We start from the raw sequence: 17,593 nt of genomic DNA on the forward strand, positions 1-17,593 counted from the left end.
GATTACTATGGAAGAAGTATTACACATAAAAAACGTCTCAAAAGTATATGAGGGAAAAGTCCCTCATACTGCTTTAAAAAATATAAATTTACACGTGGATAAAGGTGAATTCGTTGCCATTATGGGACCATCTGGTAGCGGGAAATCTACATTTTTAAACGTTATCTCTACAATCGATTCTCCGACTTCTGGTGATGTCGTGATTAACGGAAAAAAACCGCACACATTTCGTAGAGAGAAGTTAGCTATTTTCCGCCGCCAAGAGTTAGGATTTGTTTTCCAAAACTTTAACCTACTAGATACACTAACAATCGGTGAAAATATCGTACTACCTTTAACATTAGATAATGTTCCATTAAAAGAAATGGATGAAAAGCTTGATAACATTTCAAAAAAGCTTGGAATTGATCATATTTTGGACAAGCGTATTTTTGAAGTTTCCGGGGGACAAGCACAGCGTACCGCAGTAGCACGTGCTGTCATTCATCATCCTTCACTTCTACTTGCCGATGAACCGACAGGAAACTTAGATTCAAAAGCGGCAATTGACGTAATGGAGCTATTTACGAAATTAAATAAAGAAGAAGATGCAACGATTTTAATGGTTACCCATGATCCGTTTGCAGCAAGTTATTGTAACCGTGTTATTTTCATTAAAGATGGAGAGCTTTACAATGAACTACACCGCGGATTGTACCGTGAGAAATTTTATCAAGAAATATTAGATGTTTTAGCATTATTAGGAGGAAGACGTGGATGACATTTTGGCAATTCGCATTTAAAAATGTCTCACGTAATTCGAAAGCATATTTCGCCTACTTTGTAAGTAGTGCGTTTTCTATCATGGTTTTCTTTTCATTTACTGTATACGCGTATCACCCGCGGTTACAAAGTGTACAAAGTTTCCAAGAACGTGATCCTCTAATGAACTTAGCTAGTACAGCACAGCTTGTGATTGTTATGTTCTCGTTCTTCTTTCTCTTATATTCAATTGGAACATTTTTAAATGTACGGAAGCAGCAATTCGGGATACTCACCATTCTCGGTATCTCACAGAGACAATTAAAGAGACTGTTATTTACTGAAAATATGATAATCGGGATATTGTCTATCTTTATCGGCATTCAAGGTGGACTTGTATTTTCTAACTTTTTCTTATTAGTCACTTCGAAATTAACAAACGCGAAAGGTCTCTATTTATATTGGCCAACAGAAGCGATTATCGTTACAACCGTAACGTTTATCATCTTATTTTTAATCGTTTCTACATTTACACCAATGTTTATTCGTACTCGAAAAACAACGAAGCTTATTAAGGGCGTTAACAAAGAGAAGAGCGAAAAAAAACCATCTATACTGATTTCACTATTTGCTTTAACTTGTTTAGGACTATGCTATTATATTGCTGGTTATCCGCAAGGCTACATAACGGAAAAAAATGCACAAAATGGATCTGTATTCTTAATTATGCTATCTATTTTACCGCTTGTAGTAGTTGGGACGTATTTATTTTTTTCACAAACATTTCTTCTCTTTATCTATATTTTAAAGAAACGAAGAAAGTTTTATTTAAAACAAATAAATATGTTATGGATTTCAGATTTAGTTTCTCGTACACGCAGTAATATTAATGTACTCTTTATTGTTTCTATGCTATCTGCACTTGCATTTACAATTATTATCGGGTTATTTGCTGCAAACAATAATACGAAAGCACCCATACTAGAACGATATCCAATACCATTCACCTATACATCAGAAGGTGTTAATGCATTTGAACAAAAGCATATTACTACGATTGAAACTGAACTTACAAATGCTAATTTTCAATATGACAAATATAAGTTTACCGTTTTAAAAGATACAGCTTCAAAAGAATCAATTGCCATTATGAAAATGAGTGATTATAACGCAATAGCACAGCAATTAAACAGACCAAAAATCACTCTCGATTCTTCACAAGTTTATAATATTTCTCGCTATTCACCAGTGTTATTAAATCTCGTGTCTAACCCATTTGCGAAGCAGAACACGATTACACTTGGCTCTAATAAAAAGGAATTTCAAATTAAAGGTTTTATTAATAGAGGAATTGAGCCTCCCTTTGCATTACCTCACTTAATTGTGATGCAAGATGAAGTAATTGAAAATATGATTCCTCATATTGAAACAATTACAGTCTATAACTACTTCGTGGAAAATTGGGAAAATGCAATTGTCCCAACAAAAAATATATTAAAAAGCTTAAATCATGATGCAGAAACCTTGTATGAAGCACATAAAAATGAAGAAGATTTCATTAAACCATTTTATATTTATACAGCTACGGATGAACTCGTTCATAGTAAAGGAAATGCAGTCGCTCAATTCTTTATTTGGGCATTTCTCGGCTTTATTTTCTTTATCGGAGCAGCTAGTGTTTTATATTTCCGTATGTATAATGACTTAACAACTGAAAGACAAAAGTATATTACGATTACAAAGCTTGGCTTAACTGAATCAGAAATGTTTCGCTCTGCAACGATTCAATTAGGAATTTTATTTTTCGTTCCTTATGTCGTTGCTGGTGTTCACACATTATTTGCAGTTAAGTTTTTACAAAGCATGTTTTCTTTCTCCTTATTAAAAGAGACATGTATCGTACTCACCTTTTTCGGGATTATCGAGATCATTTTCTTCTTCTTAATCCGTTCTCTTTACATTAATAAATTATCACAGCATATAAAAATATGAATAAAATAGCCTTGTGCAATATGCACAAGGCTATTTTCAATAGTTTTTAATAATTAGCAGCAATATCCGCCGTAGCCGCCAGCATAACCGCCGTAACCACCATAACCACAACCGCCGCCTCCGCCGAAGCAGCTAGCACCGATGATAATTAATAAAATAAACAATACGATTAGAAGCGCAAAACCGCCTCCGCAACCATGTCTGCGGTTACAATCATCATGTCTGTGTTCACACTTTTCGCTCATTACCCTATTCCTCCTTTAGTATCATTCATAACAAGTTCACCTTGCTCTAAATGAGGGGATTCCATTTATATTATGTTTTCAGGGCGAATAAGAAGCTTGGCTTACCTAAAAACGGGCTTGTTTTAGGAATTGGGCTTTATTAAAAAGCGAATGAGCCTTATCCAGATGTAAGCATAAAACATTTGACATACTCTTAATTTCTTACTAATATTTAATTGAACGACCAATCAATTTTTTGATTATACATTCAAATCATATAAATTAGGAGTTGAATAGCGTGACTGATTCTTTTATTGCAGAGGCTAGGCGTGAACAAATTATTCTTGCATGTATTGATACATTAGAAGAGGTTGGATATAACAACTTAAGCTTAACGAAGGTAGCAAAAAAGGCTAAGATTAGTACCGGACTTATTTCTTATCATTTTAATGATAAGCTTTACCTTATGAATCGCACATTACAATTTTTAGTTGCCAAGCAACATGAATTTATTAGTAATCGAGTGCTATTAGCTCAATCTGAAATAAATAAACTAGAGGCTTTTATTGAAGCGCATTTGGCTTATCAAGAAACTCATTACAAAAATAATATTGCCTTAATTGAGATTGTCTTTAATGCAAGAAATGAAGAGAACGTTCCTTATTACAGAATCGAAGACGACGAAGAGGAGGATGCTCTTAGAACGATGTTATTAGATATTTTGAAGACTGGTCAACAAAATGGCGTGTTTTCCGATTCTTTCCAAACCGACACATTAGCTTCATTTATTTTAGGAGCAATCGAAGAAAGAATGCTGAAGGCAAATTCATCTATATCCATAGAAAATTACTCAGATGAGCTCATAAAAATGGTGAAGAAACTCACTGTTTAAAACATGCCTTGATTAAAAAAATATATATGAAAGGATGAACTACACATGAAAAAGGCATCTGTCATTGGATTAGGTTTTTTAGAAAAATTACTTGCTATAGTAAGCCCAATCCTTTTAGGAATTATTGGATATTTTTCACCTAAATTAATAGAGATTATAAAAAAGATTCCTCTCTTTTCTGATTCAAAAATTATAGAACTTTTAAATTTTATTAATCCCTTCTGGCTTCCTATTATCCTCATGCTAATTGGTGTTATTGCAGGAATTTTATTTTCTTTAATTATTTATAGTGAAGCTTTAAAAATGAACATTACTTCGGAAAGCATTCACGTGAATAAGGACGATCAAAAGAAACAAATCACCAGATTAAATGTAAAAGCCGTTTTTGTAGATAAGCGTCAAGTGGTTATCATTGATCAAGAAGACCGAGAATGGTTACGTGAAACATCTGACATTACCCCAAGCAAAATTAAAGATACTTTCTTAATGCACGGCTTCCCCTGGGTGGAACAAGATCCTTATAAACATGAGTATAGCTTATGGAAATTAGAGGATGAGCGATTTAATAAAAGCATAAATACTATTTTGTATGAAAGACGCAATGCCCTTCGAGAAGGAAACTCTAAAAAAAAGAAGCATTTACGCAAAGATTTGAATGAGCTAGGAGTCTTTGTCAAAGACGATGGAGAAGATCAGTATGTCCGTTCCATTAAGTAATAGAAAGCACAAAAAACGAATAAAACCTACAGAGAAATTACATTTCCTCTGTAGGTTTTATTCGTTTAAATCTGATCTCCTCTCCTAAAGAAACATATTCAACAAAAGAGCAAAACCAAATGCAATAAATGATAACAATGTCTCGAGTACCGTCCATGTTTTAAACGTTTCCTTCACCGTCAAACCTAAATACTCTTTTACAAGCCAGAACCCTGCATCATTTACGTGAGAAAACATTAATGAACCTGCACCGGTTGCAATAACGAGAAGCTCTAAATTCACACCAGACATGTGCTGAATAACTGGTGAAACAATCCCTGCTGCTGTCGTTAATGCTACTGTAGCTGAACCTGTTGCAATTCGAATTAAACCAGCTACCATGAAAGCTAATACGATTGGTGATAACGAAATATGTTCTGCCATTTGTGCAATAGCTGTTCCAACGCCGCTTTCAATTAATATTTGTTTAAATCCACCGCCTGCACCAATTATTAAAATAATAGAACCGACAGGCAATAAACTTTCATCTGTTAATTTTTTAATCATCTTTTTATTAATACCTTGTTTGATACCAAGTAAATAAAATGCTGCGAAACATGAAATAAGTAAGGCGATTACTGGACTTCCTATAAACACGAAAAATTCAGTCATTTTTTTCGGTAATGAAATATATGGTGCAACTACTGATAAAATCATCAATACAACTGGTAGTAAAATAATAAAGAATGAAACTTTACGACTTGGCAAATCAGTTGAGACAGTCGTAACCCGAATAAGCTCTGGTTCATTTTCAGGTATCACCCTTTTATGTACCCACTTTGCAAATATCGGTCCTGCGATAATGGCTGTTGGTAACGCGATAATTAATGAATATAAAAGTACCTTTCCTAAGTTCGCGTTATAAATACCGATTGCTGTCATCGCCCCTGGATGCGGAGGCACGAGCCCGTGAACAATAGATAATCCTGCAATGACAGGTAACGCAATTAATAATATATTTTGCTTCGTCGTTTTTCGAATGGAAATAACAAGTGGTAATAAAATGACGATCCCCACTTCAAAAAACACTGGAATCCCTATAACAAATCCTGCAAATAACATAGCCCAAGGTAGTTTCTTTACACCGAAAAATCGAATAAAGAAATCTGCCACTTGCATGCCGGCCCCTGAATCGGACATCATTTTCCCTAAAATTGTTCCGAGAGCTAAAATACCAACTAAATGCCCTAGTACACTACCAACACCAGTTTCATAGGCAGTCACTATTTTTGTTAAGTTCAGTCCAGACATGATAGCTAAAAACAAACTCGCAACTGTTAAACTAATAAATGCATGCCATTTCCACCATGATACCCCTAAAATAACAATCGCAATTGCAAGTAACGTGACGATTAATAAGTATATATCCATCTCCCATTCTCCTTACTTTATAAAAAAAGAGGGAAAATCCCCTCTTTTTTATACGTCATAATTCACTACATAATGCTGCATTTCTGTATTGTAGTAGCCTTCGCTATATTCAATTACTTCGCCAACTTCATCGTAAGAATAACGCATGCGTTTTAATAGCGCTGTCCCCTCTTTTTCACCTAGCGCTTCTGCAACGAAACTAGGCGCGAGTCCAACAGCGAATTCATCTCTGAAGTTTTCTAAATGAATACCTCGGTCTTCAACTAAATCATAAAGCGATTGCAAGTCAAAATCCGATAAATCTGAACTTGCCATTCCTGCTGAGAAATAGTGCGTATAATGAATGTACGGTGCATCATTTAACGTATATAAACGTTCAATACGAAAACTCTCCTTACCGAATAATCGAAATGGCACTGTTCCTTCTTCATTCTGCACAATTTCTGCTTTTAGCAATTTCTTCTGTACTTTATATCCTTCTTCCACTAACACTTCAGTAAATTTCTTACCCTTTGACAGTTTTGTCGCAGAAGTATTGCGGATGACTTTCGTTCCTTTACCGCTTTTCTTTTCCAAATATCCTTCTTGAGCGAGTTCTTTAATCGCATTTCGCACTGTAATTTTACTCACTTTGAACTCTTCTTCTAACTGCGGTTCGGAAGGGATATTCGTATGAATCGCATATACACCATGCAATATTCGATCACGAATAATATTTTTTATTTGCAAATATAATGGTCCTTTTTTTCTCGTTACGTTCACCGTTACACCCACTACCTTTCTACATCACCTACTGATGCCGTCATTGCCCGAAGTATATCCTTCTCTGATGACATTGGCGTATCACCGACGATTGTATGTGCTAGCATTCCAGCTGCTGACGCAAATGAAACAGCTTTCTCTGGTGCGAACTCCTTTATCTCGCCATGAATAATTCCGCTCGTATAAGCATCTCCAGCACCTATTCTATCATATACAGAAAACGTAAGTGTTTTTGCAAAAGTGAACGTTCCATCTTTACATATAAACCCGCGAAGCGAATGTGTATTATCACTGTTAATAGAGCGATGAGTACCAGCGATTGTAGCGATATGATACGTTTCAGCTACCTTTGGAATAAGATCAACAAGTTGCGCCTCTCGCTCCGTTTCTTCGGTTTTTATTCCTAAAACAAACATTGCATCTTTTTCGTTCATCATAACGATATCAGCAAGTCCCAGCATTTCTTCATAATGCGGTTTTGCCTGTTCATATCCGTCTTCTCCCCAAAGTGATGGACGATAATTACAATCAAAAACGACGGTTCCTCCGTTTTCTTTAACTGCTCTCGCTAAAGACTTCATATGATGGCGCACCGTATCATTCATCGCAAGTGTAATACCGCAAAAATGAACGATATCAATTTCCTTAGCAATTTCTTCAAATTGGTATATCTCTTCAGACGCCGTATTGAAGCTACTTTCTAGTCGATTCGAATACGTAACGCGGCTTGCACGTGCACCGAATCCATTTTCTAAAAAATACATACCTACATATTTACCACCTCTTGAAACAAGAGAAGTTTGAATTCCTAACTTTTGAATGTAAGATACAGCTGCATCTCCAACCGAATTTTCCGGTAAAGTTGAAATAAGAAGCCCTTCATGCCCTAAGTGAGAAAGTGCCGCTACAACGTTCACACCTGTACCTGAAAATGAGTAATTTAACGTGTTAGCTTGCGACAACAATTCATATCCAGGTACTTGCAGGCGCATCATTACTTCGCCGAACGCTGCAATTTTCTTACGCATATTGATCAACTAGCTTCTTCACGACTGCTAATAATTCACGCACATCTTCTACTTTCGTGTTACCAGTTTCTTTATCAATAATAGAAGAGTACACGTGCGGGATAACTTGCTCTACATTTGCCTCAAGCGCAATACGTACAATTGTTTCGAAGTTTTCTTTATCAATTCCGCCTGTTGGCTCTAATGCGAATCCTTCTTCCGCACAAGCTTTCGCAACTGCGCGATATTCTTCTTCATGGGCTAGCCCTTTCATCGGGAAGTACTTCAATGAATTTCCGCCCATATCACGTACAAGTGCAATCGCTGTTTTAATTGGAACGATTGCTTTTTCTTCTCCAGCCGCACTAATTGGGCCAGTAGAAATATTTACGTAACCTACTTTTCCTGTTGGCGATACTAAACTATTAATCCAGCTATCTTTTTCGCCAAGATTTGCACGTGTCGCTCCAACTGAAGGAAACACTTGGTTAATATGGCTACCAGGATAATGCTTCGCAATTTCAGCCACAACTGCCGCTTGGCGATTATCTCCTGCGCCTAGTCCGATTGATACAGCGTCATCAATTTCTTTTCCATATGCTTTCATAGCTGTAACAGCTTCTTCTACTGTTGGATAGTCTTTTGATAACACTCCCACTACTACATAACCTTCTGCTGCTTCAAAAATATCTTTCGCATTTTCTATATTGTTTGCCAATACATTTAATGCTACGCGGCCTTTATAAAAACGTTTTTGAATGTTTGTCATTTTAGTTTCCCCCTACAATTTCTCTCATTTTTTCTTCAATTACATGTATGTCATCACCTTGAAGTGGACGTGGATCGATATCAAAGAACCCTTGTCTTACTCCGTAATCACGTGTGTAAATTGCAATTTCCCCGTCGCGTAATGCAGCCACAACGTCTTTTGCCGATTTATTTAACTCTTTTTCGTTAATATGAATACGTGCTCTAAAGATTGCTCTTCCAGCTTCATCTTGAACGATCGTTACATTTACACCATTTAATTCTTTTAGCGGCATAAGTACTTGTAGCAATTCTTTTTCTTGCTCGCTCTTATCTTCTTTTACTCCGTACTCATCAAGTGCTTGAAGTAAACCAAAAGTTGTTTCTTTCCCAACTTTCATGCTTCTTCCGATACAATGTAATTGCACTTTCAGCCATTCAATATACTTTCTTTTACCGCCCACAATACCAGAAGTAGGTCCTTCAATTGCCTTTGAACCGCTATAAATAGCAAGATCTGAATACTTCACATATTTTTGAATGTCTTCTTCAGCTGCTGCATCCACGATAAACGGTACTTTATTTCGCTGCGCAACTTCCCATGCTTCTTCAACAGAAATCATATTTTTTTGCACTGCATGATGTGATTTCACATACAGAATCGCTGCTGTATTTTCACCAATTGCATCTTCAATATGCTCTGCTTTCCCTTCATTTGCATAGCCAACTTCTACAAGTTTACCGCCGCCTAAGTAAATCATCGTTTCAACAGGAGCACCGTATTGAACGTTATGACCTTTTAACATAATCACTTCGTTTTTCGCGATTACTTCTTGATGAAGTCTTTCACTTTTACGGCGATTTCCTTCTGTAACGATACCAGCGATAGAAAGCGCAATTCCGCTCGATGCTGAATTCACAACGACCGCTGCCTCTGAATCTAGAATTCTCGCAATATGGTCTCCTGCTTTATCTACTAAATCAGCAATTTCCACATAATTTTGTCCACCATGTTTCATCGCATCCATTACCGTATCTGTAGGAGCAGATACACCTAAAATACTCATTCTACCGCTCGCATTAATTACTCTTTTTAATCCGTACTTAGCATTCAATGAATGACCCATTAATTACAACCCCTTTTGTATCAATTCTTTTTTTAGCAATGCGCTGGTCCCCTTCTGAATCGATTAACGTAATCTTCTCATCTTTCACCGTAAATAAAGTTAAGTTTGCAATATGGCCTTCTTGAATACGGCCAAGCTCTGGTTTCTTCAGCCACTCTGCCGCATTTTTCGTAACCGCATTAATTACTTCTTCTAGCGGATAACCTAAGTAAAGGAATTTCGAAAGAACGTGAGCCATACTATATACTGGACCGTGTATACGATTCTTTCGGTAAATATCTGTACTAATTGTATGAAAGGCAATACCGTGACGCTTCGCCGCCTCTGCTACTTTAAAAGAAAAACTAGCATTACCATGACCAACATCTAAATGTACGCCGCGATTCACTGCATCTAGTAACACAGGTAGCGGTTTTCCTTCTTCATCAAATAAGTTATTTTCTTTCCCGTTTAAGTAATGTGTAATAACATCATCTTTTTCTAAAAGAGGTACAACTTCCTCAATGCGAGGAGGCGCTGAACCGATATGTACCATAATCGGTAATGATGTTTCACGGGATAAAGAGCGCGCTACATGAAGCGGTTCAATTCCACTATCACAAACGACGCTTTTACTCATTCTCGCTTTTAACCCAACGATTACATCTTTATACTTTTCTACTGCTTCTATTACTTTCTCTTTATCTATCCATTCCATATTGGATAATTCATCAATTCGTTTCAAACCGATGCGAGAAATATTCAAAAAGGCAAATAAATTCGTTTTTGCCTGCTCTCTACTTTTTACTAAATCTGCAATGCGATCAGCACCGCAGCTACCCGCATCAACAATTGTCGTTACCCCTTGCTTAACACCAATTTCATCCACTTCATCGCCATACGGATCAAACTCTGGAAAAGCATGAACGTGTAAATCAATCCAGCCACTCGATACGTAAGTACCAGAGCAATCAAGAACCTTTCCACCCTCACCAGCACCAGCTTTCGTCACCTGTGCGATTTTATTATTTTCAATTACAATGTCAATCTCTTCCCCGTTCACACGTTTCACATTACGTAGTACGAATCGTTCTGTCATTGTACTTCCATCCTTTTCTATAAGAAGCCATAAGAATACGCTTACATTAAAGTTTCATTTTTATATCTCTTTCACACGTTTAGCGTAACACAAAAAAAGGGAGAAGTAAATATAACGTTATAATGTTTAAAAGCGAATAAAAAGATGCTCCTCCAAAATGCTAATAGTATAGGAAATTATATCAACGATTTTTTGAATATATCTATCATAACTTACAATATATCAACGATTTTTCAATTATATCTATCATAACTTATAATATATTAACGATTCGACAAAGAATATCGATTTACCGACAAAAAACGTCACTTCCTTTCTTATATAAGAAAAGGCTGTCCCAAATGGCACAGCCTTTTTCTCTATTCCTGAACCGTCACAATAACCCCATCCATATTGTTCCCGGAAATTTCATACTGCTTGTTTGCTGGAACGTTCACTTTCATATTCTCAGAAACTTTATAATAAGAAACAGTATATTTCTTACCTTCGACTTCAGTTGAAATCTCTTTTTCCTCTTTTAAAAACTCTAAATATTCCTCTAGTGTGAAATTCTTTTTTTGCATAATTGCGCTATGAGGTAAGCCTACATAACGTATATGCCATGGCTCATATTGAATGCCTGTAATGTTACTTTTATTTTTCGGATAACGTAATACAAAGCCATGCTTCCATACGTTCTCTTCAATCCATTTTCCTTCAGGCGCTTTCTCCATTTTCTTTTGAGTAGACCCAATGTCCAGTGATAATCCTAAGTTATGTTCACTGTATCCTGCTGGAAGTGCATAATCAGATCCCATTTTTTCATATAGCTGTTTTTGCTCTTGGAAATCTCTATAGCCACTACTAATCAAAAAATGGTTAACACTTTCTTTTCCAGCCGCATCGACAACGTTCAAAAACTTTTTCACAACATCCTTTGATAAACGAAGATTTCTATCAAATATTACATAGCCTCTCACTAATTCACTATTATGATTTACATTTATAATATCAGACCTAATACTATCTTTTTTTACTGGGTAATCCCTGTTAACTAATAATAAATCGCCCTTATAAATTTGTTCCTTCGTAATCTCTTTCCCATCGGTGTTTGCCGCCTTTACTAGCTCATCTTTCCCGACAATTTTAACGTCGATTTCCTTTTGAAATAACGGTGATATATAAACGCCTACACATACTGTGCATACTATAAAAAAAGAAATAAATACCCACTTTTTCATTTCTAGTTCCTCCTTAACGTAACTTACGTATAGAATAGAAAAAACTATTAAAATAAAAAGTGGGATAAAGTTTAAATTTTTATTAAATTGTTACATTCTCGTCTTTTGGCAATCGTACTTCAAATATCGTTCTAACTACATTGCTCTCAGCAGAAATCGTACCGTTATGTTGCTCGACAATATTTTTCGCAATAAATAGTCCAAGGCCTGTCCCGCCACGGTTCTCAGTTCTTGCTTTATCACCTGTATAGAACATATCAAAAAGATACGGTAAATCTTCTTCCGGGATGCTATCTCCGTAATTCATAATTTGTACGACAACTTCTCCATTATCAACATACCCATTCATATCAACAAATTGTCCATCATAGCCGTAACGAACGGCATTTGTTAACAAGTTTTCAAATACTCTAGCTAACAATTTTCCATCACCGTGCATCGGTAAATGAGGAGCCACATTCAATCTAGCTTCTAAATGATGTTTTTCTAATAACGGATACAATTCCTCCTCTAACTGTATAAGCAACTCACTTATATCAATCGGCTTTTTATCCAGCTTTAGCATGCCATAATTCATACGTGTAATTTCAAATAGCTCATCAATTAAACTTTCCAGTCTTTGCGATTTTGTATATGCAATTGTGGAGAAATGTTTAATTTGTTCTTTTGTTAAATTTTCATCTTTAAGAATTAAATCTAAATATCCTAACACGGATGTTAATGGTGTTCTTAAATCATGAGCTAAATTCACAACAAGCTGATCTTTACTACTTTCAGCAAAGTCTCCTCTTTCAACAGCTTCTTTTAACTTTTCACTTGCAACATTTATTTCACGCGCGATATTTCCAAACTCATCATTTGATGAAACTTGAACTTTATTCGTAAAGTTACCGTTCGCAAGATGATGAATCCCATTAGAAATTTCATCAAAGTATTTTAAATACGGTTTTGTCAAAAAGAAGAAAAAGATAATAGATAACGGAATAAAGAAAATTAAAAAGAAATTAATGTCTCCAAATTCCCTTACCATTGACCTAAATTGTGCTAAAGGCTCTTCGTAGCGAACCATCGTTTTATAATACAGCTGCAATCCTTTATAAATTATATAAGTTACAGTTGCTGCAAGTACCATACTTAACGCAAATAAGGCAATCATTTTAAATCGAAAACTTTTCATCATATTAGCCATTAAAAGTATAACCTACTCCCCACACTGTTTTTATTAATTTATCCTTTCTTTTATCTTCTCCAAGCTTCTTCCGCAACGTACGAATATGTACCATTACTGTATTTCCACCTTCATAATAATCGTCTGCCCATACGTGCTGAAAAATATTTTCTACATTGTACACTTTCTTCGGATGACTCGCTAATAAATATAAAATATCAAACTCTTTCGGCGTTAATTCAATTTGCTCACCATATACATCAACCGTCCTACGCTCGGGATTAATTACGACTCCGCCTATTTCTAAAGCAGATTTACTCTCCGCTACTTTCGGTTGATTTAACGTAAAAAACCTACGCAGTTGTGCATTTACACGTGCAACTAATTCAATCGGTGTGAAAGGCTTCGTCATATAATCATCCGCGCCTAGTACAAGACCTGTCACCTTATCAAAGTCCGAAGTTTTCGCGCTTAAAAAAATAATCGGCATATGATGTTTCGTGCGAATTTGACGCGTCACCTCATACCCATCCATTTTCGGCATCATAATATCTAAAATTACCAAGTCGATTGGCTGCGTTTCAATAATATGAATTGCCTCTTCTCCATCAGCTGCTTTCACGACGTGGTACCCTTCTTTTTCTAAATGTATCTCAATTAAATCAGCAATTTCTGCCTCATCATCCGCTATTAAAATTGAAATGCGCTTCATTTTACTCCCCCTTTTTCATTCCATTTTTATACGCTCGATTGTAAACTAGTCTATCCAATTTGTACAATACAAAAAGGCTACTCGTTAGAGTAACCTTGGTAAATAAAATTATATCAGCGATTTTCGAAATATATCGATCACAACTTGAATTATATCAGCGATTTTTCAATTATATCGACCGTAACTCAAATTATATCAGCGATTATTGAAATATATCGACTTACCGACAATTAACGACAAAATCCGCCCGCTATTTGAAAAACTCAGCTTACCGCTCCAAAACAATCCGCTGCTTCGTGATTTCCGCCAGTCTTCCGCGATCTACCTCATACTCAGCATCAACACTTTGCGGTACAATCACTTTTCCGCCCTCAAGCGCCACTTCCGGCGAAATAATATCCCTCTCCCAGTGCCTACTAGAAGCAGATATATCTCCTGGAATCGTAAAGTTAGGCAATGACGCAAGAGCAACATTTTGCGCTCGTGAAATCCCCATCTCTACCATACCACCGCACCAAACGGGTACGTTATGTTCCATACAATAATTATGGATTTGGATTGATTCTGTTAGTCCGCCCACTCGCCCTGGTTTAATGTTCACAATTTGGCAGCTACCAAGCGTAATCGCAACGCGTGCATCTTCTAAACTATGAATACTTTCATCTAAACAAATCGGCGTTTCAATTTTCTTTTGCAATTCCGCGTGATCGAGAAAATCGTAATCCGCTAACGGTTGTTCAATCATCATTAATTGGAATTCATCTAGTCGTTTCAGCCTCTCCGTATCCCCTAATGTATATGCTGAATTTGCATCTGCCATTAGCGGGATATGCGGAAACTCTTTACGAATTTCTTTCAATAACTCATAATCATACCCCGGTTTTATTTTTACTTTAAAACGCTCGTATCCTTCTTCTGCGTACTTCTCGATTTGTTTTAACATAACCGGAATTGTATTGATCCCAATTACAACGCCGACTTCAATTTCAGACTTCGTTCCCCCAAGCAATGTCGCTAACGATTTCTTTTGACGCTTCGCATATAAATCCCAAACAGCCCCTTCAATTCCGGCCTTTGCCATTCGGTTTCTTTTTATATGTTGAAATAGACCCGGTACCTCATTCGGATGAGAAATTTCAACCTTTAATAAATCCGGTAATAAAAAGTCTTGCAGTACATGCAGCGCCGTCTTCACCGTTTCTTCCGTATACCACGGTTCAGAGAACGCAACGACTTCGCCAAAACCAATGCACCCGTCTGTATCTTCTAATTCAATGACGATACTCTCACGCTTTTCGTAAGTCCCGTAGCTTGTAGCAAACGGGATTACGAGTGGCATTTCCGTTATATACAGTGTCGCTTTTTTTATTTCCACCTACATCTCCTCCACTAATTGTCTTAACTCTCGTCTTAACAATTTTTTCGAAGCGTTACGTGGTAATTCCTCTAAGAAACATGCTTTCTTCGGCACTTTATATTTCGCTAATTTCTCCTCGCAAAAATGAAGAATTTCTTCTTCTGTTACCGCCCCGCTTTTCACAACAAAAGCAGCTGGTACTTGTCCCCATTTATCGTCAGCCATGCCGACAACACCAGCTTCCGCTACTGCCGGATGAGAAAGCAACACTTCTTCAATTTGAGCTGGATATATGTTCTCTCCGCCAGAAATAATTAAATCACTGCGGCGATCTAATACGTATAAAAACCCTTCTTCGTCTAAATAACCGAGGTCGCCAGTATGAAGCCATCCGTTTTGAATAGTCTCTCGCGTCGCATCTTCACGGTTAAAGTAACCGCCTGTTACGTTCGGCCCTTTTACTACAATCTCACCTTCCGCAAATGGTGGCACTACTACGCCATCTTTTTCAATACGGAGTTGGCACTGAAGTAGTGGTTTTCCAGCTGATCCTACTTTCGTTAACATGTAATCTGCTGATAACGTGCAAATTTGCGAAGACGTTTCTGTCATACCGTACGTTTGATACACAGGGATTCCTTTTTCTACACATGTTTCTAATAACGGTTTCGGCGCTGGTCCTCCGCCAAGTAACATACATCGTAAAGAAGCTGGGTATGTCCCTTCTCCAAGTCTCTCTAATAAATCTGTTAACATTTTGGATACAACAGAAATAATCGTAACACCTCTCGTTTGAAGTGCTTTATGAATAAAATCAGCATCATATTTCGGAACAAGTAAAATGCGCATGCCGTACATAATGTTTTTCATTAAAAGAGATAGCCCGCCAACATGGAACATCGGCATACAAGCTAACCAGCAATCATCATCACGAAGTCCTAAATTAAGCGACGAACCGACTGCGCTTGCCCAATGATTGCCGTACGTTAAAATAACGCCTTTCGGTTTGCCTGTCGTCCCAGACGTATAAATAATTGTCATCGCTTCTTCTAAAGAAAACTCTTCTTGTATAGAGGCTTCCTCTTTTGGTCCATTCATCACTTCGGCGAATGAATAAACAGGAACATCTTTAGCATCAAAATCTTGATCCGTTACTAAACAAACAACTTCAGCATCATCCATTTGCCAAAGTAGCTCTTCTCTTGAAAGACGCGTATTTAAAAGCACAGCTACTGCACCTACATAAGATAGGGCGTGAATAACTGTAATCATCTCCATACCATTTTTCATCAGAACAGCCACCTTTTGCCCTCGCTCCACTCCAACATGCGTGAGGTGTTCACAAACAGATACTACTTTTTCATGCAGCTCCATAAAAGTAACTTTCTCTTCCTCTATTTCAATTGCAGTGCGATCTGGTGTTAAAAATGCACGTTGCATTAACCAATTTGGCATCGTCTCCATCATTCATTCTCCTTTCATGAAAGAAAGAGACTTGATATGATATCAAGTCTCTTAGTTGTTTTGTTTCCGGTTTGACCTTTTCGTTGCGTCTCACTTTATTGGCGAGCCGCTTCCGCTTTTGGTTTGATCAAGGGAAACGAGGGAATTGACCGAAGTCCGGACTGCGTTTTTCTTTGAATGCGTCGCGACCTTCTTTTGCTTCGTCAGTTGTGTAGTACAATAACGTTGCATCTCCAGCTAGTTGTTGAATACCAGCTAGACCGTCTGTGTCTGCGTTGAATGCAGCTTTTAGGAAACGAAGTGCCATTGGGCTGTTTGCTAAAATTTCTTGTGCCCATTGTACTGTTTCTGCTTCAAGCTCTTCTAATGGTACTACAGTGTTTACTAAGCCCATATCAAGCGCTTCTTGAGCGTTGTATTGACGGCATAGGTACCAAATTTCACGAGCTTTCTTGTGGCCTACCATACGAGCTAAGTAACCAGCTCCGTATCCACCGTCAAAGCTTCCTACTTTAGGACCTGTTTGTCCGAATACAGCGTTGTCTGCAGCGATTGTTAAGTCACATACGATATGAAGTACGTGTCCACCACCGATTGCATAACCTGCTACCATTGCGATAACTGGTTTAGGAATTGCGCGAATTAGACGTTGTAAGTCTAATACGTTTAGACGTGGGATTTGGTCGTCACCTACATATCCGCCATGACCGCGAACTTTTTGGTCGCCGCCAGAACAGAATGCACGTCCACCTTCACCTGTTAAAATGATAACGCCAACATTTGCATCATCACGAGCTTGTGCAAAAGCATCGATTAACTCCATTACCGTTTTTGGGCGGAATGCGTTATGTACTTCAGGACGGTTAATCGAAATCTTTGCGATACCATTGTATGTTGAATAAATAATATCTTCGTAATTGCCTTCTTTTACCCATTCAATAGCCATTACAACTACCTCCTTGTATATTTCTGATT

At 37.2% G+C, this 17,593-nt stretch carries 17 protein-coding genes; 4 read left to right on the plus strand and 13 right to left on the minus strand.

The genetic code is table 11. The features are described from left to right. Positions 1–7 precede the first annotated feature (7 nt). Positions 8–760 carry an ABC transporter ATP-binding protein gene (locus V7S45_RS23975; RefSeq protein ID WP_000393250.1) on the plus strand — a complete coding sequence of 251 codons (753 nt, stop codon included), beginning with the start codon at positions 8–10 and terminating at the stop codon, positions 758–760. Further along, the gene (locus V7S45_RS23980; protein ID WP_000144951.1) at positions 757–2,733 is read left to right on the plus strand and encodes an ABC transporter permease; all 1,977 of its coding nucleotides are present in this window, start codon (positions 757–759) and stop codon (positions 2,731–2,733) included. The genes V7S45_RS23975 and V7S45_RS23980 overlap by 4 nt, the downstream gene beginning before the upstream one ends. A gap of 53 nt (positions 2,734–2,786) precedes the next feature. On the opposite strand, the gene V7S45_RS23985 is transcribed toward V7S45_RS23980, so the two are convergent. Next, complete coding sequence (locus tag V7S45_RS23985; protein ID WP_001290392.1) at positions 2,787–2,978, minus strand: YjcZ family sporulation protein; 192 nt, start codon at positions 2,976–2,978, stop codon at positions 2,787–2,789. 277 nt (positions 2,979–3,255) lie between these two features. Here V7S45_RS23985 and V7S45_RS23990 point away from each other — a divergent pair, with 277 nt between their 5' ends. Then, positions 3,256–3,849, plus strand: coding sequence for a TetR/AcrR family transcriptional regulator (locus tag V7S45_RS23990; protein ID WP_000132248.1), 594 nt, complete (start codon positions 3,256–3,258; stop codon positions 3,847–3,849). A 45-nt stretch (positions 3,850–3,894) separates the two neighbouring features. Then, on the plus strand, positions 3,895–4,566 hold the full coding sequence (locus V7S45_RS23995; protein WP_000710350.1) for a hypothetical protein: 672 nt from the start codon (positions 3,895–3,897) through the stop codon (positions 4,564–4,566). Positions 4,567–4,650: 84 nt separating this feature from the next. On the opposite strand, the gene gntP is transcribed toward V7S45_RS23995, so the two are convergent. The 12 genes from gntP to menB form a co-directional block, all read right to left on the minus strand. Next, a complete protein-coding gene (gntP, locus tag V7S45_RS24000) occupies positions 4,651–5,976 on the minus strand; it encodes a gluconate permease GntP (RefSeq protein WP_025686764.1) in 1,326 nt (441 codons plus the stop codon). A 48-nt stretch (positions 5,977–6,024) separates the two neighbouring features. Next, complete coding sequence (locus V7S45_RS24005; protein WP_000539278.1) at positions 6,025–6,750, minus strand: GntR family transcriptional regulator; 726 nt, start codon at positions 6,748–6,750, stop codon at positions 6,025–6,027. After that, positions 6,750–7,766 (minus strand): sugar kinase, encoded by a 1,017-nt coding sequence (locus tag V7S45_RS24010; protein ID WP_001227516.1) that lies wholly within the window; start codon positions 7,764–7,766, stop codon positions 6,750–6,752. Before V7S45_RS24010 ends, V7S45_RS24005 begins: the two co-directional genes overlap by 1 nt. Then, positions 7,759–8,514: a KDGP aldolase family protein gene (locus tag V7S45_RS24015; protein ID WP_000181907.1), complete on the minus strand. Its 756-nt coding sequence runs from the start codon at positions 8,512–8,514 to the stop codon at positions 7,759–7,761. Before V7S45_RS24015 ends, V7S45_RS24010 begins: the two co-directional genes overlap by 8 nt. 1 nt (position 8,515) lies before the next feature. Then, on the minus strand, positions 8,516–9,619 hold the full coding sequence (locus tag V7S45_RS24020; RefSeq protein ID WP_025686765.1) for a DgaE family pyridoxal phosphate-dependent ammonia lyase: 1,104 nt from the start codon (positions 9,617–9,619) through the stop codon (positions 8,516–8,518). Continuing rightward, complete coding sequence (locus V7S45_RS24025) at positions 9,597–10,697, minus strand: amidohydrolase/deacetylase family metallohydrolase (RefSeq protein ID WP_025686766.1); 1,101 nt, start codon at positions 10,695–10,697, stop codon at positions 9,597–9,599. The genes V7S45_RS24020 and V7S45_RS24025 overlap by 23 nt, the downstream gene beginning before the upstream one ends. 359 nt (positions 10,698–11,056) lie before the next feature. Continuing rightward, positions 11,057–11,917, minus strand: coding sequence for a D-Ala-D-Ala carboxypeptidase VanY (locus tag V7S45_RS24030; protein WP_000759406.1), 861 nt, complete (start codon positions 11,915–11,917; stop codon positions 11,057–11,059). Between the two features lie 82 nt (positions 11,918–11,999). Further along, positions 12,000–13,106, minus strand: a complete 1,107-nt coding sequence (locus tag V7S45_RS24035; RefSeq protein WP_000002598.1) for a HAMP domain-containing sensor histidine kinase — start codon at positions 13,104–13,106, stop codon at positions 12,000–12,002. Then, positions 13,099–13,797, minus strand: a complete 699-nt coding sequence (locus V7S45_RS24040) for a response regulator transcription factor (RefSeq protein WP_000822487.1) — start codon at positions 13,795–13,797, stop codon at positions 13,099–13,101. The genes V7S45_RS24035 and V7S45_RS24040 overlap by 8 nt, the downstream gene beginning before the upstream one ends. A 268-nt stretch (positions 13,798–14,065) precedes the next feature. Further along, positions 14,066–15,172 carry an o-succinylbenzoate synthase gene (menC, locus tag V7S45_RS24045; protein WP_342761523.1) on the minus strand — a complete coding sequence of 369 codons (1,107 nt, stop codon included), beginning with the start codon at positions 15,170–15,172 and terminating at the stop codon, positions 14,066–14,068. Beyond that, positions 15,173–16,618, minus strand: coding sequence for an o-succinylbenzoate--CoA ligase (locus V7S45_RS24050; RefSeq protein ID WP_142292892.1), 1,446 nt, complete (start codon positions 16,616–16,618; stop codon positions 15,173–15,175). 127 nt (positions 16,619–16,745) lie between these two features. Beyond that, complete coding sequence (menB, locus tag V7S45_RS24055) at positions 16,746–17,564, minus strand: 1,4-dihydroxy-2-naphthoyl-CoA synthase (RefSeq protein WP_000963881.1); 819 nt, start codon at positions 17,562–17,564, stop codon at positions 16,746–16,748. Positions 17,565–17,593 lie beyond the last annotated feature (29 nt).

It is taken from the genome of Bacillus sp. BR3(2024), assembly GCF_039134555.1.
Taxonomy (GTDB): domain Bacteria; phylum Bacillota; class Bacilli; order Bacillales; family Bacillaceae_G; genus Bacillus_A; species Bacillus_A cereus.